Source organism: Antarctobacter sp., from assembly GCF_965277915.1.
Classification (GTDB): domain Bacteria; phylum Pseudomonadota; class Alphaproteobacteria; order Rhodobacterales; family Rhodobacteraceae; genus Antarctobacter.
This window is the reverse complement of sequence record NZ_OZ255849.1, coordinates 879,579-902,712: the sequence shown is the minus strand read 5'-3', so window position 1 is coordinate 902,712 and position 23,134 is coordinate 879,579. Positions and strand designations below refer to the sequence as shown.

At 64.3% G+C, this 23,134-nt stretch carries 27 protein-coding genes; 22 read left to right on the top strand and 5 right to left on the bottom strand.

Annotation, left to right across the window (positions count from 1 at the left end; all coding sequences use genetic code 11):
* Positions 1-53 precede the first annotated feature (53 nt).
* From ACQY5B_RS05285 to ACQY5B_RS05265, 5 genes are all read right to left on the bottom strand, one after another.
* Positions 54-1,031 (bottom strand): zinc-binding dehydrogenase, encoded by a 978-nt coding sequence (locus ACQY5B_RS05285; RefSeq protein ID WP_420326068.1) that lies wholly within the window; start codon positions 1,029-1,031, stop codon positions 54-56.
* Between the two features lie 23 nt (positions 1,032-1,054).
* A complete protein-coding gene (locus tag ACQY5B_RS05280) occupies positions 1,055-1,636 on the bottom strand; it encodes a TetR/AcrR family transcriptional regulator (protein WP_420326069.1) in 582 nt (193 codons plus the stop codon).
* A 60-nt stretch (positions 1,637-1,696) separates the two neighbouring features.
* Positions 1,697-3,019: an MATE family efflux transporter gene (locus tag ACQY5B_RS05275; RefSeq protein WP_420326070.1), complete on the bottom strand. Its 1,323-nt coding sequence runs from the start codon at positions 3,017-3,019 to the stop codon at positions 1,697-1,699.
* Positions 3,020-3,129: 110 nt separating this feature from the next.
* Positions 3,130-3,639, bottom strand: a complete 510-nt coding sequence (locus ACQY5B_RS05270; protein ID WP_420328704.1) for a PaaI family thioesterase — start codon at positions 3,637-3,639, stop codon at positions 3,130-3,132.
* Positions 3,639-4,061, bottom strand: coding sequence for a PaaI family thioesterase (locus ACQY5B_RS05265; RefSeq protein WP_420326071.1), 423 nt, complete (start codon positions 4,059-4,061; stop codon positions 3,639-3,641). The genes ACQY5B_RS05270 and ACQY5B_RS05265 overlap by 1 nt, the downstream gene beginning before the upstream one ends.
* Positions 4,062-4,198: 137 nt before the next feature.
* Here ACQY5B_RS05265 and ACQY5B_RS05260 point away from each other — a divergent pair, with 137 nt between their 5' ends.
* From ACQY5B_RS05260 to ACQY5B_RS05155, 22 genes are all read left to right on the top strand, one after another.
* Positions 4,199-4,576 carry a MerR family transcriptional regulator gene (locus tag ACQY5B_RS05260; RefSeq protein ID WP_305972132.1) on the top strand — a complete coding sequence of 126 codons (378 nt, stop codon included), beginning with the start codon at positions 4,199-4,201 and terminating at the stop codon, positions 4,574-4,576.
* 232 nt (positions 4,577-4,808) lie between these two features.
* On the top strand, positions 4,809-5,210 hold the full coding sequence (locus ACQY5B_RS05255) for a MerR family transcriptional regulator (RefSeq protein ID WP_305972131.1): 402 nt from the start codon (positions 4,809-4,811) through the stop codon (positions 5,208-5,210).
* A 37-nt stretch (positions 5,211-5,247) separates the two neighbouring features.
* Positions 5,248-7,029, top strand: coding sequence for an acyl-CoA dehydrogenase C-terminal domain-containing protein (locus ACQY5B_RS05250; RefSeq protein ID WP_420326072.1), 1,782 nt, complete (start codon positions 5,248-5,250; stop codon positions 7,027-7,029).
* Positions 7,030-7,111: 82 nt separating this feature from the next.
* Positions 7,112-7,324, top strand: coding sequence for a hypothetical protein (locus ACQY5B_RS05245; protein WP_069209703.1), 213 nt, complete (start codon positions 7,112-7,114; stop codon positions 7,322-7,324).
* Between the two features lie 8 nt (positions 7,325-7,332).
* Entirely contained in the window at positions 7,333-8,472 is a 1,140-nt protein-coding gene (locus ACQY5B_RS05240) for an acyl-CoA dehydrogenase family protein (RefSeq protein ID WP_420326073.1), read from the top strand.
* Positions 8,473-8,796: 324 nt separating this feature from the next.
* On the top strand, positions 8,797-9,435 hold the full coding sequence (locus ACQY5B_RS05235; protein ID WP_420326074.1) for a glutathione S-transferase family protein: 639 nt from the start codon (positions 8,797-8,799) through the stop codon (positions 9,433-9,435).
* A 32-nt stretch (positions 9,436-9,467) separates the two neighbouring features.
* Positions 9,468-10,679 (top strand): acetyl-CoA C-acetyltransferase, encoded by a 1,212-nt coding sequence (locus tag ACQY5B_RS05230; RefSeq protein ID WP_420326075.1) that lies wholly within the window; start codon positions 9,468-9,470, stop codon positions 10,677-10,679.
* Positions 10,680-10,688: 9 nt separating this feature from the next.
* Positions 10,689-11,600, top strand: coding sequence for a hypothetical protein (locus tag ACQY5B_RS05225; RefSeq protein WP_420326076.1), 912 nt, complete (start codon positions 10,689-10,691; stop codon positions 11,598-11,600).
* The gene (locus ACQY5B_RS05220; RefSeq protein WP_305971083.1) at positions 11,597-12,076 is read left to right on the top strand and encodes a hypothetical protein; all 480 of its coding nucleotides are present in this window, start codon (positions 11,597-11,599) and stop codon (positions 12,074-12,076) included. Before ACQY5B_RS05225 ends, ACQY5B_RS05220 begins: the two co-directional genes overlap by 4 nt.
* A complete protein-coding gene (locus tag ACQY5B_RS05215; RefSeq protein WP_420326078.1) occupies positions 12,076-12,543 on the top strand; it encodes a cupin domain-containing protein in 468 nt (155 codons plus the stop codon). The genes ACQY5B_RS05220 and ACQY5B_RS05215 overlap by 1 nt, the downstream gene beginning before the upstream one ends.
* Positions 12,540-12,977 (top strand): hypothetical protein, encoded by a 438-nt coding sequence (locus tag ACQY5B_RS05210; RefSeq protein ID WP_305971081.1) that lies wholly within the window; start codon positions 12,540-12,542, stop codon positions 12,975-12,977. Before ACQY5B_RS05215 ends, ACQY5B_RS05210 begins: the two co-directional genes overlap by 4 nt.
* A 2-nt stretch (positions 12,978-12,979) precedes the next feature.
* Positions 12,980-15,181 carry a 3-hydroxyacyl-CoA dehydrogenase NAD-binding domain-containing protein gene (locus ACQY5B_RS05205; protein ID WP_420326079.1) on the top strand — a complete coding sequence of 734 codons (2,202 nt, stop codon included), beginning with the start codon at positions 12,980-12,982 and terminating at the stop codon, positions 15,179-15,181.
* Between the two features lie 123 nt (positions 15,182-15,304).
* Positions 15,305-15,856 (top strand): HD domain-containing protein, encoded by a 552-nt coding sequence (locus tag ACQY5B_RS05200; protein WP_420326081.1) that lies wholly within the window; start codon positions 15,305-15,307, stop codon positions 15,854-15,856.
* Positions 15,857-16,514: 658 nt separating this feature from the next.
* Positions 16,515-16,799 (top strand): STAS domain-containing protein, encoded by a 285-nt coding sequence (locus tag ACQY5B_RS05195; protein WP_043146084.1) that lies wholly within the window; start codon positions 16,515-16,517, stop codon positions 16,797-16,799.
* Positions 16,796-17,170: a response regulator gene (locus ACQY5B_RS05190; protein ID WP_305971077.1), complete on the top strand. Its 375-nt coding sequence runs from the start codon at positions 16,796-16,798 to the stop codon at positions 17,168-17,170. The genes ACQY5B_RS05195 and ACQY5B_RS05190 overlap by 4 nt, the downstream gene beginning before the upstream one ends.
* Before the next feature lies 1 nt (position 17,171).
* Positions 17,172-19,289, top strand: a complete 2,118-nt coding sequence (locus tag ACQY5B_RS05185) for a chemotaxis protein CheA (protein ID WP_420326082.1) — start codon at positions 17,172-17,174, stop codon at positions 19,287-19,289.
* A complete protein-coding gene (locus ACQY5B_RS05180; protein ID WP_420326083.1) occupies positions 19,282-19,749 on the top strand; it encodes a chemotaxis protein CheW in 468 nt (155 codons plus the stop codon). The genes ACQY5B_RS05185 and ACQY5B_RS05180 overlap by 8 nt, the downstream gene beginning before the upstream one ends.
* Positions 19,746-20,615, top strand: coding sequence for a CheR family methyltransferase (locus ACQY5B_RS05175; RefSeq protein WP_420326084.1), 870 nt, complete (start codon positions 19,746-19,748; stop codon positions 20,613-20,615). The genes ACQY5B_RS05180 and ACQY5B_RS05175 overlap by 4 nt, the downstream gene beginning before the upstream one ends.
* A gap of 9 nt (positions 20,616-20,624) precedes the next feature.
* Entirely contained in the window at positions 20,625-21,011 is a 387-nt protein-coding gene (locus ACQY5B_RS05170) for a response regulator (protein ID WP_305971073.1), read from the top strand.
* The gene (locus ACQY5B_RS05165) at positions 21,008-21,367 is read left to right on the top strand and encodes a DUF8776 family protein (protein ID WP_420326085.1); all 360 of its coding nucleotides are present in this window, start codon (positions 21,008-21,010) and stop codon (positions 21,365-21,367) included. The genes ACQY5B_RS05170 and ACQY5B_RS05165 overlap by 4 nt, the downstream gene beginning before the upstream one ends.
* Before the next feature lie 55 nt (positions 21,368-21,422).
* On the top strand, positions 21,423-22,592 hold the full coding sequence (locus ACQY5B_RS05160; protein WP_420326086.1) for a CheB methylesterase domain-containing protein: 1,170 nt from the start codon (positions 21,423-21,425) through the stop codon (positions 22,590-22,592).
* Positions 22,589-23,122, top strand: a complete 534-nt coding sequence (locus tag ACQY5B_RS05155; protein ID WP_420326087.1) for a chemotaxis protein CheD — start codon at positions 22,589-22,591, stop codon at positions 23,120-23,122. The genes ACQY5B_RS05160 and ACQY5B_RS05155 overlap by 4 nt, the downstream gene beginning before the upstream one ends.
* Positions 23,123-23,134 lie beyond the last annotated feature (12 nt).

Below are 23,134 nucleotides of genomic sequence, written 5' to 3'. Positions count from 1 at the left end.
CGAAAAACGCCCCTGGAAGCTGTCCAGGGGCGCAGGAGGACGAATTGTCCCGATCAGCCGCGGAACATGACCTTGCCCTTGCGGCCCGTGGCGCGCGCGGCGGTCGCGGCCTCGGCCCCCTGGTCAAGCGAAAAGACCTGGTCGACCGTCATCGGCAACTTGCCCTGGGCCGCCAGGGTGACCAGTTCGGTCATCAGGCGCTTGCGGTCCTCGCCAGACATCTCTTCGATAACCTTCTTGCCCCAGAAGCCCTTCAGCGTGATGTGCTTGAAGATGATCGGCCCGGTGTCCAGTTGCAGCGGCGCGCCGGTCGCGGTTCCGAAAGTCACGAGCAAGCCCTCGACCCCCAGCAATTCAACGAGGTTGGCGCCCATGTCGCCACCGACCGAGTCGACCGCAGCGCGCGCCCCCTCGGGCCCCAGCAGCGCCTTTGCCTCTTCGATCCAGTCCTCGCCCTCGGTCACCAGCACGTTGTCGATACCCAGTTCGGTCAGCTCTGCCTTCGCGGCGTCGCGACGGACGAGGTTGAGCACCTTGACGCCGCGGGCTTCGGCGAGCTTGGCCAAGATCTTGCCCACCGCGCCGTTGGCCGCGGTCTGGACGATCCAGTCGCCTTCGGAGACATGCAGGAACTCAAGCAGCGAAATGGCCGAAAAGGGCATTGCGACCAGCTGGGCACCGGCCTCGTCGGAAATCGCGTCAGGCAGTGGCACGACACCGGCGGCAGGGGCCGCGAAATACTCGGCCCATGTGCCCATTGCGCCGGCCGAGGTCACGCGCTTGCCCAACAGTTCCTGCGGGACGCCCTCGCCCAGCGCCTCGACGACGCCGACGGCCTCTGTACCGCCGATGGCGGGCAATTCCGGTTTCACGCCGTAGGAGCCATGCACGGTCCAGAGGTCGTGGTTGTGGATCGTCGACAGGATCGTCTTCACCAGCACCTGACCGGCACCCGGCTTTGGCGCATCGACGTCGGCGGTCTTGAGAACTTCGGCAGGCTCGCCGAATGTTTCGTGAATCACGGCTTTCATCAGGTTTTCCTTCTTCGGAGTGTTCAGGCCCGCAAACGTGCGCGGGCGTCTTTCGTTGCATCGCGCAGGGCGGTGTCTTCGCGCGAAATCCGCGCGAGGATCGCCGCACCCAGAAGCGAAGCATAGATGCGTCGGGCTTCTGACAGGCGGTCCGGAACCGAACGCAGGCTGCCATCCTCGGCCCCTTGCCTCAGAAGGTCGGCCAGCCGGCCGATGAATTGCTCGATTCCGCCCTGCATCGTGGCGCGCATCGGTTCGGACAGATCCGAGACCTCGGCCCCCAACTTGACCACGAGACAGCGTTCGACCAGCCCCGGCCCCGCCGCCTGCGACAGCCAGGCGTCCATGAAACGGTCCAGTTTGTCCGCGGCCATTCCCGGCCCGTCGATCAAGGTGTCGAGACGCGCGATATAGGCGTCCGTATAGGCCTCGATTGCGGCGCGACCGAAATCCTCCTTGGAGTCGAACCAGTGATAGAAGGACCCCTTGGGCACGCCTGCCGCCTTGAGAAGGGCGGACAGGCCAAGCCCGGCGAACCCGTGCGTCAGCAAGAGCGCCTCGCCAGCGTCAAGAATGGTCTTTCGGGTATCCGGCGTCTCTGTCATGAGCGCCAGATAGGAACAATTAGACCGGTCGTCTAGCTACTTTTTCGTGACTTACAGGAATCAGGCAACAACGGCGGCCCGTTCCAGCGCCGGGTAGCGCAGCGCCAGGGTCGCTGCGCGGGTGACGTAGGCGATCATCAGCGCCGCCCAGAGCCCATGCGCGCCCCAGACGGGGATCAGGACGGACACGGCGGCAAAGTAGACCACCACCGAGATCGCCATCATGTTGCGCATGTCGCGCGTGCGCGTGGCGCCGATGAAGATCCCGTCCAGCATCCAGGATGGCAGCCCCAGCACCGGGGTCGCCACGATCCACGGCAGGTAGATCCGCGCCGTTTGCTGCACCTCGGGGTCCTTGGTCATCGCGTCGATGATCGTGCCTCCGAGCAGGGCAAAACCCAGCGCGAATACCAGATTCGACAGAAAGCCCCAGAGCGCGGTCAGCCAGACCGCCCGCCGCAGCATGGCCACGGCACGGGCGCCGAAGGCCTGCCCCACCAGCGCCTCGGCGGCAAAGGCGAACCCATCCAGCGCATAGGCCATGACCTCGATGAAATGCAGCAGGACCTGGCTGGCGGCCAGCGTCACCACGCCAAAGCCGGCGCTGTAGTAGAAGATGAAGGACAACATGATCGCCTGCAGCAGAAGCGAGCGGATCAGGATATCCGTGTTCACGGCGGCCATGTGACGCAGGCGCGCGCGGTCGAAGACCCGCGGCCAGTCACGCCATGCCGGGTTGTCGAATGCGGACCGGCACAGCCAGAGGCCCAGGACCAGCCCGGTCCAGTCCGCGATGACAGTGGCCAGCGCCACGCCCTTGACCCCCATGTCCATCCCGACGACGAACAGCAGGTTCAGGCAGATGTTCACCGCAACCAGCCAGAGTTGCAGCACGAGCATGGCGCGCGTCTTTTCCTGTGCGCCCAGCCAGCCGTTGATACCGTAAATTGCCACCGCCGCCGGGGCCGACAGGATGCGGATGTCCATGTAGCCGTGGGCCAGCGACTTGACCTCGTCGCTGGCGGGCGACAGGCCGAACCCGAAGCCGGCAATCGGCCCCAGCAGCGGGATCAGCAACAGCCCCCCTGCCCCGCCGATCATCAGCGCGCGGGTCAGCAGGGCCGCGACCTCGGCCCTGTTGCCCGCGCCCTGCGCCTGTGCGGTCATGCCCGCCGTGCCCATGCGCAGAAAACCGAAGATCCACAGCACGGCGGTGATCAAGGCCGCCCCAACGGCCACGGCGGCGATCGGCGTTGCATCCGGGATCTGGCCGATGATGGCGGTGTCCGCGATGCCCTGCAGCGGCACGGTCATGTTGGAGATGACGATCGGCACGGCAATCGTCAGGACACGGGCATGGGTGATGGGCTGGGACGCGGTCATGGCTTGCCGGAAATCGGGGACAGGGAATGACCCCGGGATATGGGCGCCCCGCCGAAACGGCAAGGGTGGGCCACGAGCTTACGTGGGGTCACCCTGTGTACTCTGCCCGCTTACCCTTCCTTGCGCGGCATCAGGAAATGCGCATTGGCCTGGGCAATGGGACGGTCGCGATTGTCCTGCCAGGCCTCGGCCTGGACGCTGGCATAACGGCGCCCGGACCGGGTGACACGGGCGCGGCCATAGGCGTCGCGTGGCAGGCCCGACCGCAGGTAATCGACGGTAAAGTCGATGGTCTTGGGCAGGCGCGGCAGCGTGCCCCGGGTCATGTCGTCGGGATCCAGCGCGCCGGATTCGATGTCCTGCCAGAGATAGGCCCAGTTCAGGGTGACCATCGCGGTGATTTCCAGGAAGGCGGCTGTCACGCCTCCATGAATCGCGGGCAGCATCGGGTTGCCGATCAGCTTGTCGTCGTAGGGCAGCAGGGCCGTCAGTTCGTCCCCGCGCCGGTCGAAACGCACGCCGAGGTACTGCATGTAGGGCACGCCGGAGACCAGCGCCGACAGCGCCGCGTCACGACGTTGCTTGATGACCTGAACGGGTTCGGGCGCGGAACGCTGCATCATTTGCTCTCCACGGTGAAGGTGCCGGTGGCGGTGGCCACCGGGCGGTCGGTGTCGTCGTCCGTGGCGGTGGCGCGAACAAAAGCGACCGAGCGCGTGATGTGATGGCAGACCGCCCGCGCGGTAATGGCCTGACCCGGTGTCGCGGGGCGCATGTAGTCGATGCGCAGGTCAATGGTGGCGGTGCCCGCGGGCGATTTCGGATGGCTCATTACCGCCGCCCCGCCGCAAGTGTCCATCAGGGCCGAAACGGCGCCGCCATGAATCACGCCGGTTTCGGGGTCGCCGACGAACCGGGCGTCATAGGGCATCCGGATGACGGCGATGCCTTCTCCAAGTTCTGCGATCTCCATGCCCAGCGCCTTGCAGTGCGGGATGGAATCGATGAACTGGCGGGCGATGTCGACCTTGTCTGCACTCATGCGCGATCTCCTTGGGGTCTTTATGGGCGCGGGATCGCGGCGCTGCAAGCGGGGCGTTCCGCCGGGCGGGGCGAGGCGGCTTGTCACCCCGGCAGGCTGGGCTTAGATTCCGCCGCAGGCGGATGGGGAGACAAACGATGGACGACACGCGTCTGACGTTCAAGGAAATGTGCGCGAAGTTCGACGTGACGCCGCGGACCCTGCGGTACTACGAGTATATCGAGCTGATCTCGCCCCTGCGAGAGGGCCGGACGCGCCACTATGGCGCGCGCGAGATCGCCCGCATGACGCTGATCCTGCGCGGCCGACGCTTTGGTTTCCAGCTCGAGGAAATCCGCCAATGGCTGATGATCTACGAGGAAGAAGGCACAGAGGCCCAGATGCAGGCCTGGCTGGAGATGGCGGACCGGCAACTGAAACAGTTGGCCGAGGAACGCCGGCAGCTGGATGAGGCGATGGCCGAACTCCAGGCGCTGCGCGACCAGACAGCCGACTCGCTGGGTCAATCAGCCTGACCAGCCCTCCCCTGAATCAAGCGGGTCCGGAATTCCTTACCCCGGGAATTTTTACCACTTGGTAGAAAATTGCGCTGATGGCAGGTTGACCTTGCCTTATCTTACGTCAAGCATAAAGTGACGCAGCGTATGAGTTACGTCACCCGGTTTTCCCATTGTATGAAAGTCCGGAAAGACGCACCTCGGTTGTCGCTACGGAACTGTGACGGACGGAGAACCGAGGATGCGAGACATGGCAGACGAGCAACTAATGACGATCCGGGAAATGTGCGACGCCTTCGAAGTGACCCCGAGGACGCTGCGCTTTTACGAGCAGAAGGAGCTGCTCTTCCCGATCCGCGAAGGTCAGAAACGGCTGTTCACCCGGCGTGACCGGGCCCGGCTGAAACTGATCCTGCGCGGCAAGCGTTTCGGCTTCAGCCTCGAGGAAATCCGGCAGCTGCTGGATCTCTACGATGTGGGCGACCAGCAGCGCACGCAGCTGGCGGCGGCCTACGACGTGGCCCAGGAGCGCCTGGCGGAGCTGATCCGGCAGCGAGACGAGCTGAACGCGGCAATCGGAGAGTTGCAGGACCAGATGAAATGGGGTGAGCGGATGCTGGCCTCGATGGAGAACAAGCGCGCGGCCGAATAAGCGCGGCCGCGGGCAGGACTTTCAGGGAGAGAGAGACATGCCCATCTACACGGCGCCGACCAAGGACCAGGTGTTCCTCCTGGACGACGTGCTGCAACTCAGCACACAGGACGTTCCCGGCTACGCCGACCTCGACCGCGAGACGCTGGACGCGATCCTTGGCGAGGCAGCAAAGCTGGCTGAAAACGTGCTGGCGCCGCTGAACCCGGTCGGTGACGAAGAGGGCTGCACCCTGGAAAACGGCGTTGTGCGCACGCCCAAGGGGTTCAAGGACGCCTTCGACCAGATGCGCGAGGGCGGCTGGACGGCGCTGGATTGTGACCCCGACTATGGCGGCCAGGGCCTTCCTTACGTCGTGGCCACCGCAGTGGGTGAGATGTTCTCCTCGGCCAACATGGCCTTCAACATGTACCAGGGCCTGACGCATGGCGCCTACAACGCCATCCATGCGCATGGCTCGGACGAGCAGAAGGCGATGTACCTGCCCAAGATGGTCAGCTGCGAATGGGGCGGCACGATGAACCTGACCGAGCCGCATTGCGGCACGGACCTCGGGCTCATCCGCACCAAGGCGGTGCCCAACGATGACGGCAGCTATGCCATCACCGGCCAGAAGATCTGGATCAGTGCCGGTGAACACGACATGGTGGACAACATCATCCACCTGGTCTTGGCGAAACTGCCGGATGCCCCGGATGGGGTGAAGGGCATCAGCCTCTTCATCGTGCCCAAGTTCATGGTGAACGAGGACGGCAGCCTTGGGGATCGCAACGCGGTGTCCTGCGGCGGGCTGGAATCCAAGATGGGCATCCACGGCAACGCCACCTGCGTGATGAACTACGACGGCGCCAAGGGCTTTCTCGTGGGCGAGCCCCACAAGGGCATGCGCGCCATGTTCACCATGATGAACGAGGCCCGGCTGGGCGTCGGCCTGCAGGGCTATGCGCAGGGCGCGGTCGCCTACCAGAACGCGCTTGCCTTTGCGAAGGACCGCGTTCAGGGCCGCGACGTGACCGGCGTCAAGAACCCCGACGGCCCGGCCGATCCGATCATCGTGCACCCGGACGTGCGCCGCAACCTTATGGACCAGAAGGCCTTTACCGAAGGCGCGCGTGCCTTCGTCATGTGGGGCGCGTCGATGATCGACCGCGCGCACCGCAACGAGGATGCGCAGGCCGAAGGGCTGATTTCCCTGCTGACCCCGGTGATCAAGGGCTTCCTGACCGACAAGGGGTTCGAGACCACGGTGCTGGCGCAGCAGACGCTGGGCGGGTCGGGTTTCACCCGCGAGTGGGGGCTGGAACAGTTCGTGCGCGACGCCCGCATCACCATGATCTACGAAGGCACCAACGGCATCCAGTCGCTGGACCTCGTGGGCCGCAAGCTGGGTCAGGATGGCGGTAAACACGTCATGGCCTTCTTCGAGATGGTCAAGGGCTTCATCGCCGAGCACAAGGGCCAGGACGATGATTTCGACGCGCAGTTCCTCGACCCGCTCAAGGCGGCCTCCAAGGACCTGCAGGCGGCGGGGATGTATTTCATGCAGCACGGCATGAAGAACCCGAACAACGCCCTGTCCGGGTCCTATGACTTCATGCATCTCTTCGGCCATGTCTGCCTTGGCCTGATGTGGGCCCGCATGGCCTGGACCGCACGCGGCAAGCTGGCGACAGGTGATGGCGATGCCGAGTTCCTGAGCACCAAGATCGCAACCGGGCGCTATTACATGGCACGGCAACTGCCGATGACGGCGACGCACCTGAAACGCATCGAATCCGGGGCAGAGCCGGTCATGGCGCTTGAGGCAGAGGCCTTCTGAGTCAAAGGTGTGGCGGCGGGGATCTCCCCGCCCTGCGCCAGCGGCGGACGTCCCGCCCGGCGCCCCTGACTTCGGAGGACCCATGCCCAAACGCTTTCGCCTGACCCGCCGCTTTCCGGTCGCCATGACCGAGGACGGCTATCGCAAGCTGAAATCCTTTGCCCACGAAGCCGGGCTGGACGAAGGCGAGGCCCTGTCCTTCCTATTCGAACACTTCGAGAGCGTGACCGACAGCGAGGCGCTGGCCCACCGGCTGCGGCTGTTCAACGCCGATCTCGACGAGCGCAAGAAATAGGAGGTCCGATGCCGCGCGACTGGATGACAGACGAGCACGCGATGCTGTCCGAGATGATCGCGAAGTTCATCGAAACCGAATGGACGCCGCTCTACGACAAGTGGCGCCAGCAGGGCCAGATGGACCCGGAGACCTGGCAACAGGCCGGGAACCTGGGCCTGCTGTGCCCCTCGATCCCCGAGGAATACGGCGGCGCCGGCGGCGATTTCGGCCATGAGGCGGTGATCCTGATGGAGGCTGCCCGCGCCAACCTCGCCTCCTGGGGGCACGGCATCCATTCGGGCATCGTGGCGCATTACATCCTGGCCTATGGCACCGAGGACCAGAAACAGCGCTGGCTGCCCAAGATGGTCTCGGGTGAGATCGTCGGCGCCCTGGCGATGACCGAACCCTCGGGCGGGTCGGACGTGCAGGGCATCCGCACGCGGGCCCTCCGCGAGGGCAACGCCTATCGGCTGACGGGGCAAAAGACCTTCATCACCAATGGCCAGCACGCGAACCTGATCGTCGTGGCCGCCAAGACCGACCCGGCCGAGGGCGCCAAAGGCGTGTCCCTGGTGGTGGTCGAGACCGAAGGCGCCAAGGGGTTCTCGCGGGGGCGCAACCTGGAAAAGATCGGCTGCCACGCGGCGGACACTTCCGAGCTCTTCTTCGACAACGTCGAGATCGCGCCGGAAAACCTGCTGGGCGGCGAAGAGGGGCGCGGCTTCTACCAGATGATGCAACAGTTGCCGCAGGAACGGCTGATCATCGGCTGCGGCGCAGTGGGCGCGATGGAAGGCGCTGTCGAACGGACAATCGCCTATTGCAAAGAGCGTGAGGCCTTCGGCGGTCCGCTGATGCAGTTCCAGAACACCCGCTTCAAGCTGGCCGAATGCCAGACCAGAACGACAGTGGCCCGCACCTTCCTCGATGCCTGCATCGCGGAGCATCTCGAAGGCAAGCTGACCGTCGAAAAGGCGGCGATGGCGAAATACTGGCTGAGCGACACGCAGGGCGAGGTCCTGGATGACTGCCTGCAACTGCACGGCGGCTATGGTTTCATGCAGGAATACGCCGTGGCCGAAATGTGGACCGACGCAAGGGTACAACGCATCTATGGCGGCACCAACGAGATCATGAAGGAGCTGATTGCCCGATCGCTCTGACCGGGTCGCGAGTGGATATGGGAGATTGGAGTATTTTCAGAGAGAAGAAACAGGAAGGTCGCACATCGGACCCGCACGTCCGGGCAGCAGTCGACCTTCCCGCCTTGCCCGCGCCTTTGGCTAGGCACGGGGCTTCTCCTCTCGCGGTCATCGGCTCTCCAGCCTGTACCGCGAGGGTGAGCATGGCGCGTTAGACTTAATGCAAGGTTACCGCCAGAAGCGCCCTTTGGGCTTCTTCTCTCTGAAAATACCTCCACGGGGGTGCGGGGGTGTGAAACCCCCGCGGCCCGACGGGATCAACAAGCGCAACGGGAGGCGCGACGCATGACGATGAAACTCTATTGCTTTGGCGAGTCGGGGCATTCCTACAAGGCGGCGCTTGCCCTGCAGCTCGCCGGGCTGGACTGGCAGGCGGTGCAGGTCGATTTCTTCAACGGTGAAACCCGGAGCGCAACCTATCGCGCCGAGGTGAACGAAATGGGCGAGTGCCCGGTGCTGGTGGACGGTGATATCTGCCTCAGCCAGTCCGGCGTGATCCAGCAGTACCTGAGCGAGACCTACGGGCATTTCGGCGGCGCCACGCCAGAGGAAAGCCGCGAGGTGCTGCGCTGGGTGCTCTGGGACAACCACAAGCTCAGCTCGATGGCTGGCATGACCCGCTTCCTGATGAACTTCCTGCCAGAGGACAAGCGGCCCGCCGAGGTGATCGCCTTCAATCAGGGGCGCCTGAAGTCCGCCTACCAGATCCTCGATGGCCACCTCCAGGGGCGGGACTGGATTGTTGGCGACGCGCCCACCAACGCCGATCTGACCTGTTGCGGCTACCTGTTCTACCCGGAACCCTTCGGGTTTGACCGCAGTGACTGGCCAGCCATCGACCGCTGGTTGACGAACATCCAGGGCCTTCCCGGCTGGAAGGCCCCCTATGACCTTATGCCCGGCTCCCCCGCTGACCGAAGCTGAAAGACACCGGGCCAGACGAAGAAGGACTGACCATGACCGACGCATTTATCTACGACGCCGTCCGCACTCCGCGCGGCAAGGGCCGCAAGGATGGCGCGCTGCACGAAGTGACCTCGCTGCGCCTGTCGGCGCAGGTTCTGAACGCCGTCAAGGACCGCAACGGGCTTGACGGCCACGCGGTCGAGGACGTGATCTGGGGCAATGTCACCCAGGTCGGCGAACAGGGCGGCTGCCTGGCACGGTCGGCGGTGCTGGCCTCGGACCTCGACGAGACCATCCCCGGCCTCGCGATCAACCGGTTCTGCGCCTCCGGGCTGGAGGCCGTGAACCTGGCCGCCAACCAGGTCCGTGGCGGTGCGGGCATGGGCTATATCGCCGGCGGCGTCGAGATGATGGGCCGCGTGGCCATGGGCAGCGACGGCGCGGCAATCGCCGTCGATCCCAGCCTTGCGATGGAGAGCTATTTCGTTCCGCAGGGGATCAGCGCCGACATCATCGCCACCGAATACGGGTTTTCCCGCGACGATGCGGATGCGCTGGCGGTCGAAAGCCAGCGCCGGGCGGCCGCCGCCTGGGAGGACAAGCGGTTCGAGAAATCCATCGTCACCGTGCGCGACATGAACGGCCTGCCGATCCTCGATCACGACGAATACATGCGCCCCGGTACCGACATGCAGACGCTGGGCGCGCTGAAGCCCTCGTTCAAGGACATGGGCGAGTCCATGCCGGGTTTCGACAAGGTCGCCCTGATGAAATACCCGCACCTCGAGCGGATCGAGCACGTCCACCACGCGGGCAACAGTTCGGGCATCGTCGACGGCTCTGCCGCGATGCTGATCGGCAACAAGGAGTTCGGTGAGAAATACGGGCTGAAACCGCGCGCGCGCATCCGCGCCACGGCCAAGATCGGCACCGATCCCACCATCATGCTGACCGGCCCGGTGCCCGCGACCGAGAAGATCCTGAAGGACAGCGGCATGTCGATTTCCGACATCGACCTCTTCGAGGTCAACGAGGCCTTTGCCTCGGTGGTGTTGCGTTTCATGCAGGCCTTCGACGTCGACGACAGCAAGGTCAACGTCAACGGCGGCTCGATCGCGATGGGGCACCCGCTGGGGGCCACCGGGGCGATCATCCTCGGCACACTGCTGGACGAGCTTGAGCGCAGCGGCAAGGGCACCGGGCTGGCCACGCTGTGCATCGCGTCCGGCATGGGCGCCGCCACGATCATCGAGCGGGTCTGAGGCCCACCCATGAGCCTGTCGCCGGAAACCGCGCAAGAAGTGGCCGCCAGCCTTCTGGCGGCCACGGGCGATGCGTTGGCCACCGGCGACTTCGAGCTGTTCCGCAGGAATTTCCAGCTGCCCCAGTCCATTGCAACGATCGGCGGCACACGCACCCTGAACACAGAGGAGGACCTGCGCCGGACCTTCGAACAGATCCGGGCACACTACGCCGAAATCGGGCTGGACCGCCTGGACCGCTGGATCGAGGTGGCGCTTTTTGACGGCCCGAACGAGATCCGCAGCTGCCATATTACCCATATGCTGTCCAAGTCGGGAAAGCTGCTGAACACCCCGATCCTGACCATGTCGCGCCTCGTGCGCGCTGGCGAGCGGTGGCTGATCGGCGGAACGCAATACACCATTTCCGCCGAAAGCGCCCACGGGCAGGCCCTGCTGAGTGACGGCACGCCCTATCGCCCACAGGGCGCCGGCGGCGCAGCCGAAGCGATCTTTCAGAACCACCTGGACCGGGTCACTCGGGCCTACCTCGAAGACAGGTTCGACCTGCTGACGGCGGCGGTTCAGCTGCCGCTCTTCCTGCAGGCCAGCGAGGGGGCCATGCTGATCTCGGACGTCCAGCAGCTGCGGGAGGATTTCAAGCGCTCGGTCACCCGGCTGCGTGTGCAATCGGTCAGCGACATCGTGCGCCGCGTCCAGTCGGCCGAGATCATCGGGGAAAAACGTATCCACGGCACCTATCGGACTCATATCCTGAGCGCGGAACAACTGGTTATCCCCGCGTACAAAAGTTCCATGAGCATCGAGATGGGAGAGGACCTCAACTGGCGCATGACCTCGGTCATGCATCCGATTGGCCACCTGACCCTGCCCGACGGACCGGCGCACGCGGAGGGTTTCGGCCCGGGAGAACGGGTATGACATTGCGCAGTGCTGCGGAAATCTACCAGGCGAACCTGGACGCGGTCAGCCGGATGCTCTTTGCCGGGGATCTCGACAGGATCGCCTGTCATATCGCAGTGCCCTGCGCGGTGCACACGCAGGACAGTTCGCAGCGTATCGAGCAGTTGGACGACCTGATGGTCATGCTGCGCGAACAACGTGACTGCCTGCGGCGGCTGGGCGCGACGGAATACCACCGCATCTGCATCGAGGCAGAGTTCACCGACCCGACAGGCCAGCGCATCCGGGGACACCACAGGACCTACCTGCTGCGCGGCGGCTCTTACCTGATGGAGCCCTACCCCTGCGAGCAGCAGATCGAATTGCAGGGAGACGACTGGAAGGCGCTCGACCTGAACTGCCAGATGCGGAACAGCGACCTGACGTTGGTCGGTCCGCAGTTGATGGAGCATCTTCGTCGCCGCGAGGCCCACTCCGACAAGGGAGAGAGCTGATGCCGAAAATCGACCTAAACGCAGTGCCGGTCAGGTCAGGCTCATCTTACCCGCCCCCGCACGATGCGGCGATGGCGGGCCGCAGCCAGCAAAGGCTGGGCGATGCCGCCGGATTGACGCAGTTCGGCGCAAACCTGGTGCGGCTGGCCCCGGGGGCGATGTCCTCCTTGCGGCACTGGCACGAGCGCCAGGACGAATTCCTGGTCGTCACCGAGGGCGCGCTGACGCTTGTGGACGATCATGGAGAGACGCCACTGGCGCCCGGCGATTGCTGTGCCTTTCCGGCAGGCGATCCGAATGGGCATCACATCGTCAACCGTTCGGAGGTCGAGGGCGCCTTTGTGGTCGTGGGCACCCGGACAAGACAAGAGACCGGCTGGTACCCGGATCACGACCTGAAAGTCGAGGTCACGGATGGCGACATGCGTTTCCTGCGCCGGGACGGCGGGGAGGTGACAGATCCATGAGTTCTGCCGTTTTCACCGACAGCGACTTCGCCGAGTTCATCGCCGATATCTCTGCCCCATTTCTGACCGGCGAGATCGCGCGCTGGCGGGCGCGCATCCGCCTACCGTTCAGCATGGTCACGGGCTCAGGCCAGGTCACACTGGAGACCGACGATGACGTCGCCCGCAATTTTCGCCTCTACCTTAACGTGGTCAAGGTGATGGGCCTGAATCTTGTGCACCGAGAACCCGTGGGGGTCGAGCACTGCGAGGACGGTACCGTGCTTGCGACCTACCGCACGCAGCTGCTGCACAACGGCACCCGCATGGTCGAACCCTACACGTCGACGGCGCTCCTGCATCCCGACCCCGAAGGTTGGCGCATGTCGGCAATCCTCAACGCCCGTGGCCACCACGACTGGAGCGGGCGCCCCCTGAAAGACACTGGAGAGTGAACATGACTGATTTCACGATGGAAACCGGCGCCGATGGCGTGTCCGTCATCACCTGGGACGTTCCCGGCAAGTCGATGAACGTGATGACGCTGGAGGCCTGGGACGAGTTGGACACCCTGGTTGACCAGGCTCTGGCGGACAATGCGGTCAAGGGCGTCGTCATCACCTCGGGCAAGGACAGCTTTGCTGGGGGCATGGACCTCAAGGTGATCGCCAAGATGAAGGAGATGGCGGGCGACGATCCCGCCAAGGGTCTCTTTGACGGGATCATGAATGCCCACCGTATCATGCGCAAGATCGAGCGCGCGGGCATGGATCCCAAGACCCTGAAAGGCGGCAAGCCCATCGCCACCGCCCTGCCCGGCACCGCGCTGGGGATCGGGCTGGAAATCCCGCTGTCGACGCACCGGATCTTTTGCGCCGACAATCCCAAGGCCAAGATCGGCCTGCCCGAGATCATGGTCGGCATCTTTCCCGGCGCGGGCGGCACCACGCGGCTGGTGCGCAAGATGGGCGCGATGGCGGCCTCTCCGCTGCTTCTGGAAGGCAAGCTGAACGACCCGAAAAAGGCCAAGGCGGCCGGTGTCATCGACGAGGTGGTCGAGGACCCGCTGGCGGCGGCGAAGGAATGGGTGCTGCAAGCAGGCGACAAGGACATCGTGAAGCCCTGGGATGCCAAGGGTTACAAGATGCCCGGCGGCGCACCCTACCATCCGGCGGGCTTCATGACCTTCGTGGGCGCCAGCGCGATGGTGAACGGCAAGACCAAGGGCGTGTACCCCGCCGCCAAGGCGCTGCTCTCGGCGGTCTACGAAGGCGCGCTGGTGCCCTTTGATACCGCGCTCAAGATCGAGGCGCGCTGGTTCACCAACGTGCTGATGAATCCCTCCTCCGGGGCGATGATCCGCTCGCTCTTCATCAACAAGGAGGCGCTGGAGAAAGGCGCGGTGCGGCCCGCCGATGTGCCGGATCAGAAGGTGAAGAAACTGGGCGTGCTGGGCGCGGGCATGATGGGCGCGGGCATCGCGCTGGTCAGTGCGCAGGCGGGCATCGAGGTGGTCCTGCTGGACCAGCAGCAGGAGGCCGCCGACAAGGGCAAGGCCTATAGCGCCGACTATGCCGCCAAGGGGGTCAGCCGCAAGAAGATCACCCAGGAGAAGGCCGACGAGATGGTGGCCCGCATCACCGCGACCACCGATTACGACGCGCTCAAGGGATGTGACCTGATCGTCGAGGCGGTGTTCGAGGACCCGAAGATCAAGGCGGAGGTGACCAAGGCCGTGGATGCGGTGACGGGCGACGACTGCATCTTTGCCACCAACACCTCGACCCTGCCGATTTCGGAACTGGCCAAGGCGTCGAAGTCGCCCGAGCAGTTCATCGGCATTCACTTCTTCTCGCCCGTCGAGAAAATGATGCTGGTCGAGATCATCAAGGGCAAGGCAACCGGCGATCGCGCCGTGGCCAAGGCGCTGGATTTCGTGCGCCAGATCCGCAAGACGCCCATCGTCGTGAACGATGCGCGGTTCTTCTACGCCAACCGCTGCATCATTCCCTACATCAACGAGGGCATCCGCATGGTCAAGGAAGGGGTCTCCCCCGCCCTGATCGAGAATGCGGCCAAGATGGTGGGGATGCCGTTGGGGCCGCTGCAATTGGTCGATGAGACCTCGATCGACCTGGGCGCCAAGATCGCACGGGCGACCAAGGCGGGCATGGGCGATGCCTACCCGGACGGCGAGGTGGACGAGGTCATCTTCTGGATGGAAGGCGAAGGCCGGCTGGGCCGCAAGGCCAAGGCCGGGTTCTACGACTACGATGAACAGGGCAAGCGCACGGGCCTGTCCCAAGCGGTCAAGGCGCGCTATCCGCAAGCCGAGGATCAGCCCGACCTGATCGAGGTGCAGCACCGCCTGCTCTTCGTCCAATCGCTGGAGGCCGTGCGCGCGCTGGAGGAAGGCGTGCTGATGGACATCCGCGAGGGCGACGTGGGCGCGATCCTGGGCTGGGGCTTTGCCCCATGGTCCGGCGGTCCGTTGAGCTGGCTGGACATGATCGGCGCGCCCTACGCGGCGGAACGCTGTGACCAACTGACAGAGGCGCATGGACCCCGGTTCACCTGCCCTGCCCTGCTGCGCGAGATGGCCGAGAAGACACAGAGCTTTTACGGACGGTTCGCTCCGGACAGCGCAAAGGCGGCCTGATCCCTGACCCGAGCCTGGCGCCGCGAGGGCGCCAGGCTCATGTCTGCCGCAGGGGGGCGCGGACTTGTGCCTTTGAAAGGCCGCGTGCAAGCTGCAGCGACTTCCGCCACTGGAGGAACCCGGATGTCCATGTCGCGAACGGGCGGCTGCCCAACGGATAGCCCCCTGCACCCCTCGCTGGAAGAAAGCGCTGCATGGGCCGGGCACTGGCACGCGGCACAGCGGGACAAGGCCGGTCAACCCTACGTCGGGCATCTGGTCCGGGTGTCGCGCCACCTGGTGCGCCTGTTCCCGGATGCTAGTGCCGTAGAGCGTCATGCCGCCTGGCTGCATGATCTGCTGGAGGACACGGAGGTCACCGCAGCGGAACTTGCCGCACGAGGTTATGCGCCCGAGGTGATCGCAACGGTGCAGGCCGTGACCAAATCTCCTGACCCCGAACTGACCTATGCCCAGCGGATCGACCACTTGGCACGCGCGGGAACGGTTTCGGCCATCCGGGTCAAACTGGCCGACCTGAGCGACAATTCCGATCCTGACCGGCTGGCACAATTGCCAAAGGACAAGGCGGCAAGCCTGGGTGCGCGCTATCGTGCCGCGAAACAGCGCCTGTTCGAGGAACTGGACCGGCGTTCAGGGGATCAGGGTGCCGACGGATCGAACCACCCGTCATAAGAAATCCGCCGTGTGCCAGGCACAGGCGTCCTGATCTCGATCCGAACCGACAGGCCCCAGCCTCGGCCCCTCCCGCGCCTGCCCAACGTGGATAGCGTCGCAACAAGGGCCGCCTTAGAGGGGCGCGCAATAGGCCTTGCTGTCGCTCAGCAGAGCCCGCTCGCTCTATCCGTCCCCACCAGAATGCGCGTTTCATCAAACGCAGGTGTGGTTCGGCCTGCCAAGAATGACCGGTGTGGTGGGCGGCACACATCAGGGGCCTTTTTGCAGATGCGCTGCAATGCAGCAAGACGAAAGACCTCAGCGGGTTAGGTCAGCCGGCCCTCTCGCAGGCGAGTCTTGACACTCTGGGGTTGAGACCACTGGCCAATCAATAGACTGAGGCGACGCCGAACCAGGAAGGGATGGCTTCAATTGTCAGTTTTCAGGGTACGGGGAGTGCCTGCAGACGAACGGCGATATCAGCCGTTTTTTTCATCCATTTCAGACCGTTAAATCGATTTTCCAGCTCGGCGAAGCACGATCGCAGCGACCCAACGGCCATGCTGCGCCAGCTGGAGATCAGAACCCTTTGTTAAGGTGGCATCCTTATTCCTGCCGGAAGTCAGATGTGCCGTTTCAAGGCTCAAACCCGTGCCACGAAGGATGCATACCCGCGATGTCAGACATCAGTTTCCACGCCCTCGGCCCGGCCCGGGCCCGCTCTGGCGAAGATCCGCTTGTCGCCTTTCTGCTGAACGCGCGGCGCATGCCGGTCACGATTTCGGCGCGCGAGGTCAACCGGCTCGACTCTCACCGGCTGCAATTGCTGCTGGTGGCTCGGAAACAATGGGAAACGGACGGTATTCCCTTCGACATCACCGACATGGCGCCAAGCTTTCGCGAGGGACTCGAAAGGCTCGGTCTCTCCCCAGACCATTTCGACAAGGAACCGCTGCAATGACCACCAAAGTCCTGGCAATCGACGACTCGCGAACGATCCGAAACCTCCTGCGCGTCTCCCTCGAGGGCGCGGGGTTCGAGTTTCACTCTGCCTGTGATGGCCAGGAGGGGGTCGATGTCTTCCCCGACGTGGATCCGGACGTGGTCATCACGGATATCAACATGCCCAAGTTGGACGGGTTCGGCGTGATCGACACCCTGCGCGGCGGCCCCAACCGGACGAATGTTCCGATCCTTGTGCTGACCACCGAAAGCTCGGACGAACTGAAGGCGCGCGCCCGCAACGCCGGGGCGACCGGCTGGATCGTGAAACCCTTCGACGACGCCTCTCTGGTGTCCGTCCTGCGACGCCTGACGGGGCATGTGAGCTGAGATGTCCGGAAATTCGATCAGAGATACGTTCTTCGAGGAATGCGAGGAACTGCTGGAGGCGCTCGTCGAGGGTCTGTCCCAGATGGAACAGGCCCCCGACGACATGGAGGTGGTGAACGCCGTCTTCCGATCGGTACATTCAATCAAGGGCGGCGCCGGGGCCTTTGCCCTCGACCGACTGGTGTCCTTCGCCCACTCCTTTGAAACGGTGATGGACAAGGTCCGCGACCGCGAACTAGTGGTCGACGAAAAACTGATGAGCCTGTTTCACCGTGCGGGCGACCACCTTTCCGACCTCGTCGACTCCGCGCGTGACGAAACCCATCTGGACGACGAAGCCGAGACCGGCCTGATTGGCGAACTCGATAGCTACCTGGGCGACGAAGCAGCAGCCGAAGAGTTCAGCTTTGACGCGATCACGCTGGATTTCGACGGCCCCGCGATCGAATTGCCCTCCGAGGACGACAGCGCCGCCTTTCGGGTCTTCGATATCCGCTTTGCGCCAAGCCGTGCGCTCTACGAGAACGGCCATGAACCCCTGCTGATCCTCGACGCGCTTGCCGACCTGGGGGACCTGACGGTCGAGGCCGACATCAGCCGCATCCCCGAGTTCGATGCCTTCGATCCCGCGGACGCCTTCTTGTCGTGGCACATGCGTCTGACCAGCAGTGAACCGGAAACCACGCTGCACGAGGTGTTCGAATTCGTCGAAGGCCTGTGCGATCTGGATATTTCCGTCACTGCCGGGGGTAAGGAGGTGCCTGTACCCGCCCCTTTGGATCCGGAGCCATCGACCGGCACCGTAGAGGCCATGGCTGAAATCGAAGCGGCGGAACCGCCATGCGAGGACACTCCCTACGACGGTCCGCCGCGTGAGCGACGCAAGGAACCGCGCGGCCCCAAACCCACCCTCAGGGTCGACCTCGACCGGGTCGACCGGTTGATCAACACGGTGGGCGAGTTGATCATCAACCAGGCGATGATCTCTCAGAGGATCGAGGAACTGGACCTGCCTACAGTCGCGCATCTGACCAACGAACTCGAAGCCTACAAGCTTTTGGCCCGCGACATTCAGGAAGGCGTGATGGCCATCCGCGCGCAACCGGTCAAACCGCTGTTCCAGCGCATGTCACGCATCGTGCGCGAAGCCTCGGACGCCACCGGCAAGAAAGCGAAGATGGTGACCGTTGGCGACTCGACCGAGGTCGACAAGACCGTGATCGAACGCCTGGCGGATCCGCTGACGCACATGGTGCGCAATGCCGTCGACCACGGATTGGAAAAACCCGACGGCCGGGTCGCCGCCGGCAAGGATCCCGTGGGTACGATCCGCCTGTCGGCCTCGCACCGGTCGGGCAGCGTCTTCATCGAGATATCGGACGATGGCGCCGGCCTTGACCGCGAACGGATCCTGGCCAAGGCGATCGAAAAGGGCCTCGTTCCTCCGGACGTGGAACTCTCGGACCCGGAAATCGACAACCTTCTGTTCCTGCCCGGCTTTTCAACGGCGGGCGAGGTCTCGGCCCTGTCGGGCCGAGGTGTCGGCATGGACGTGGTCAAGAACGCGGTGCATGCGCTTGGCGGACGGGTGTCGATCACATCGACCCCGGGCAAGGGCACGACCTTCGCCATCGTCCTGCCGCTGACCCTGGCCGTGATGGATGGTTTCGTGATTTCGGTGGCCGACCAGACGATGGTCATTCCGATCTCCTCGATCCTCGAGACCATACGCCCCAACCCGCGCGACATCCATGTGGTCGGCACCGACAGCGAGGTGGTCAGCGTCCGCGGCTCGTATGTGCCGATCGTGGACGTGGCCGACAACCTTGGCCTCACACGCCACGACGACGCCGGGGGCACCGGCATCCTCCTGCTGGTCAGCACGGAACTGCAGGGCCTGACCGCACTCAGGGTCACCGCGATCCATGACCAGCGGCAAGTGGTGATCAAGAGCCTGGAAAGCAACTATGCCGCCATCCAAGGCGTTTCCGCGGCAACCATCCTGGGCGATGGCAAGATCGCCCTCATCCTCGATCCCGAAGAGCTGATCAATCTGGCCCATGCCTCGGGCAACGATCCCTTTGCACAGCACAGCAGAATGGAGCTTCGTCATGGCTGAGACCGCGGAAGCGCATGCGGATACGCAGTTCGAATTCATCACCTTCTCGGCAGGTGGCCAAAATTACTGTCTCGAGATCACGCAGATCCGCGAGATCCGCCGCTGGACCCCGGTGACCGCCCTGCCCCACACTCCCGGTGATGTGCTGGGCGTGATGAACCTGCGCGGCGCGGTGATCCCGATCTTCGACCTCTCGGCCCGTTTCGGCCTTGGCGCCACGCCGGCGAACGAGCGCAATGTCGTGATCGTGGCCGCCGTGGACGGCGCAACCATTGGCCTGTTGGTCGAGTCGGTGTCCGAGATCCTGTCGGTCGACAAGAGCGAGATCCAGGAAACCCCCGACATCAAGTCCGAGGCAACTCGCAACAGCATCCAGGGCATGATCTCGGTCGACGAAACGATGGTGCGCGTGGTCAACCTCGGCGCGGTTGTCGAAAGCGGCAAGGGATTGCCTGCATGACAAGCTCTCCGCCGGGCGCCTTCACGCGTGACATCCCCTTCAGCGATGCGGATTTCCGCGCCATCGCGCGGCTTGCCCAAGAACGGTTTGGCCTCAGCCTTGCGGAGAGCAAGAAGCCGCTGGTCTATTCACGGTTGTCGCGACGCCTCAAGTCCCGGCAAGTCGGGAACTTCACCGACTACCTGACGTTACTCGAACGCAGCGAGGAAGCGGCAGAGCGCCTGGAACTGATCTCGGCCCTGACCACCAATGTCACCAGTTTCTTCCGCGAGAAACACCACTTCGACGCCCTGGCAGAGGGATTGGCACAGCGCGTGACCGCCGGGAAACGGGTGCGGATCTGGTCGGCGGGCTGTTCCTCTGGCCAAGAACCCTATTCCATCGCGATGACGGTTCTGGACACCGTTCCGGAAGCCGCGCGCGCGGATCTGCGCATCCTCGCAACCGACATCGACCCAAAGATCGTGCGCAAGGCCCGCGACGGGGTCTACTCGGCCGAGGATGTCGCCGGCATTCCCGCGCCGATGCGCGGCAAATGGACCAAGGCAACCGATGCGACCGGCAAGACATACGGCGTTACGCGCGCATTGAAGGATCTGATCACCTTCAACGAGTTGAACCTCATGGTGGACTGGCCCTTCCGCGGCCCCTTCGACGCGATCTTCTGTCGCAATGTCGCGATCTATTTCGATCAGGAAACGCAAAGGCGCCTCTGGCAACGCTTCAGCACCATGCTGAACCCCGATGGGCTCTTGTTCATCGGACATTCCGAACGGGTGACAGGCCCGGCCCTGCAGACCCTCACCGCCTTCGGGATCACCAGTTACCGCAAGGCACGCGCCGGCGTGCCTCCCGCGCTGCAATAGGAGAGCAAGATGGGAATGAAGGATTCTCTCAGGGTCATGGTCGTCGACGACATGGCGACAAGCCGCGGCCTGATCACCCAGGCCCTCGATGACATCGGGGTCAAGAACTATGTCACGGAAAACGACGGGCGTGCGGCGCTCGAACGCATGGCTGCAGGCCCGGTGCACCTGGTTCTGTCGGATTACAACATGCCCGGACTGGACGGTCTTGGGCTGCTCAAAGCCGTGCGCGGCCACCAGACACTGAAGAAGATGGGATTTATCCTGGTCACCGGCCGCCCGACGCCCGAGATCGTGGCCGAAGCCAAGCGGCTTGGCCTCAACAACATGATCAAGAAACCCTTCACCTCGGCCTCGATGAAACAATGCATCGAAAGCGTGGTCGGCCGCCTATGACCGGGGGAAAGGACACCGTGCTGCCCCTGAAACTGGCCACCCGGCGCGCCTCGGACGAGTTGGAGGGCCTGCACGCCCGCCTCGAACGGATCGAACACGGGCTGGACGCGGTGATCGGCCAGTCCACGCAGGCCTTCGATTCCAAGTCGATCGGCATGCTGCAGGAACTGGACATGCTGAGGCAGTCGATCGGTGCGCTTGCCGACTACCTCGATCAGATCTCGGCCGCGACCGATGCCAATGGCATGGTCAACGTCGGCGAGGCACTGACCGCCGTTCCGCTGCGCGACATGGCCTGCCGGCTGGGTGGTCAGGCCAATTCCGCTGCAATCGGCGGCCGCGCGGAACTGTTCTGATGAACCGGGTGCATGATCCCCGGCGACATTGGTCCCATACGGGCGGGGCCTAGCCATGTCGGTCAAGAGTGTCGTCATCGCCACGCCGGACGCCGCACAGCGTAAACGGCTGGGCCTTCTGGTGGATCGCATGAGCGAGTTCGAGGTCATCGCCCAAACCGGCGACCTCATGAACACCTATAATGTCGTCGAGGAACAGTTGCCCAAGGCTGTTCTTATCGCGGACGTCCTGGCCGGCCTCGCAGAGTTCGAGGTGATGCGGGCGCTGTTCTCGACACTGGATATCCGCTGGCTGGTGGTGACCGTGCCGAACCGCAGGACGCGCCAAGCGGCCCCGATCACGGCAGGTTGCGACCCACGATCCGACCTGTTTTCGATCCCGGCGGATGCACCCGGCGAGGTCTATGAACAGCAGCTTTGCGCCCTGACGCGGACCGGCCTTAACCCCCGCCCGGCGGCCAACCCCCATCCGCCCCGTCCGACCGACACCTCGCGGGATCAGGGCGCGACAGGCAACGCGAACAGGCCGGCGATCAAGACCGCCACGGTGCATAATCAAATGCCCGGCGTTTCCCGTGTGGCGCAACCTCTTGGGACACATACGACAGAACCGACGCCGGCAGCGGGGGGCGATCCGATCGTCCTGATCGGCGCCAGCACTGGGGGGGTCGATGCGCTGCTGACTGTGCTGACCCGCTTTCCCGAAGGTTGCCCACCCACATTGATCGTGCAGCACACCGGATCCGGCTTTGGCGAGAGCCTGGCCGGGCTACTGGATCGCCAGTGCCTGCCGACTGTCATACTGGCGAATGAGACCATGCCCCTGAGACGGGGGCAGATCCTGATCGGCGCCGGCATACAGGCGCATCTGGTTCTGGACGGGCGGACCGCAACACGGGTCACGACCATCGCCGACGGCCCGGTCGCTGGTCATATCCCCTCGGTCGACCGACTTTTTCTGTCGGCTGTGCCCGTGGCGCCACGGGTCTCCGCCGCATTGCTGACCGGCATGGGCCGCGACGGCGCAGAAGGGATGAAGGCCCTTCGGCACGCTGGCGCCCGCACGCTCGCACAGGACGAGGCCAGCTGCGTGGTCTACGGCATGCCGCGGGCTGCCGTCGATCTGGGCGGTGCCGAACGGGTCCTGCCCCTGAACAAGATCGCCGAAGCCTTGCTGGCCCGCCGCGGCACAAGCGTCGGCCCAGGCAGGGAAATGCAGAAATGACACCCCAATCCGAGAAGCTGGTAAATGTCATCCAGGGCGAGTTCGAGATTTCGGACAGCCCCGAGGTCATCCTGACGACCGTGCTGGGCTCCTGTATCGCGGTGTGCATGTTCGATCCGCAGTGCCAGATCGGGGGCCTCAATCATTTCCTCTTGCCCAAGCGCGACGGTGGCGAAGGCACGAGTGTCCGCTATGGCGCCTACGCGATGGAGTTGCTGATCAACGGGCTGTTGCGTCGCGGGGCCGAACGCACCCGGTTGCAGGCCAAGATCTTTGGCGGCGCCAGCATGATGGGAAACCTGCGCGACATCGGCGCGTCGAACGCGGCTTTCGCGCGCGGCTTCCTCAAGGATGAAGGCATCGCCTGCATCGCCGAGAGCGTCGGCGGGACATCGGCCCGGCGGATCCGGTTCTGGCCCACAACCGGACGAGTGCGCCAGCTTCTGGTCTCTGCGGATGCCGTATCGTTGCCGGCAGAGCGACCGGCCCCCATCCCCCGGCCCAAGACGGACGAGATCACGCTTTTCTGAGCGGCCCTTCGT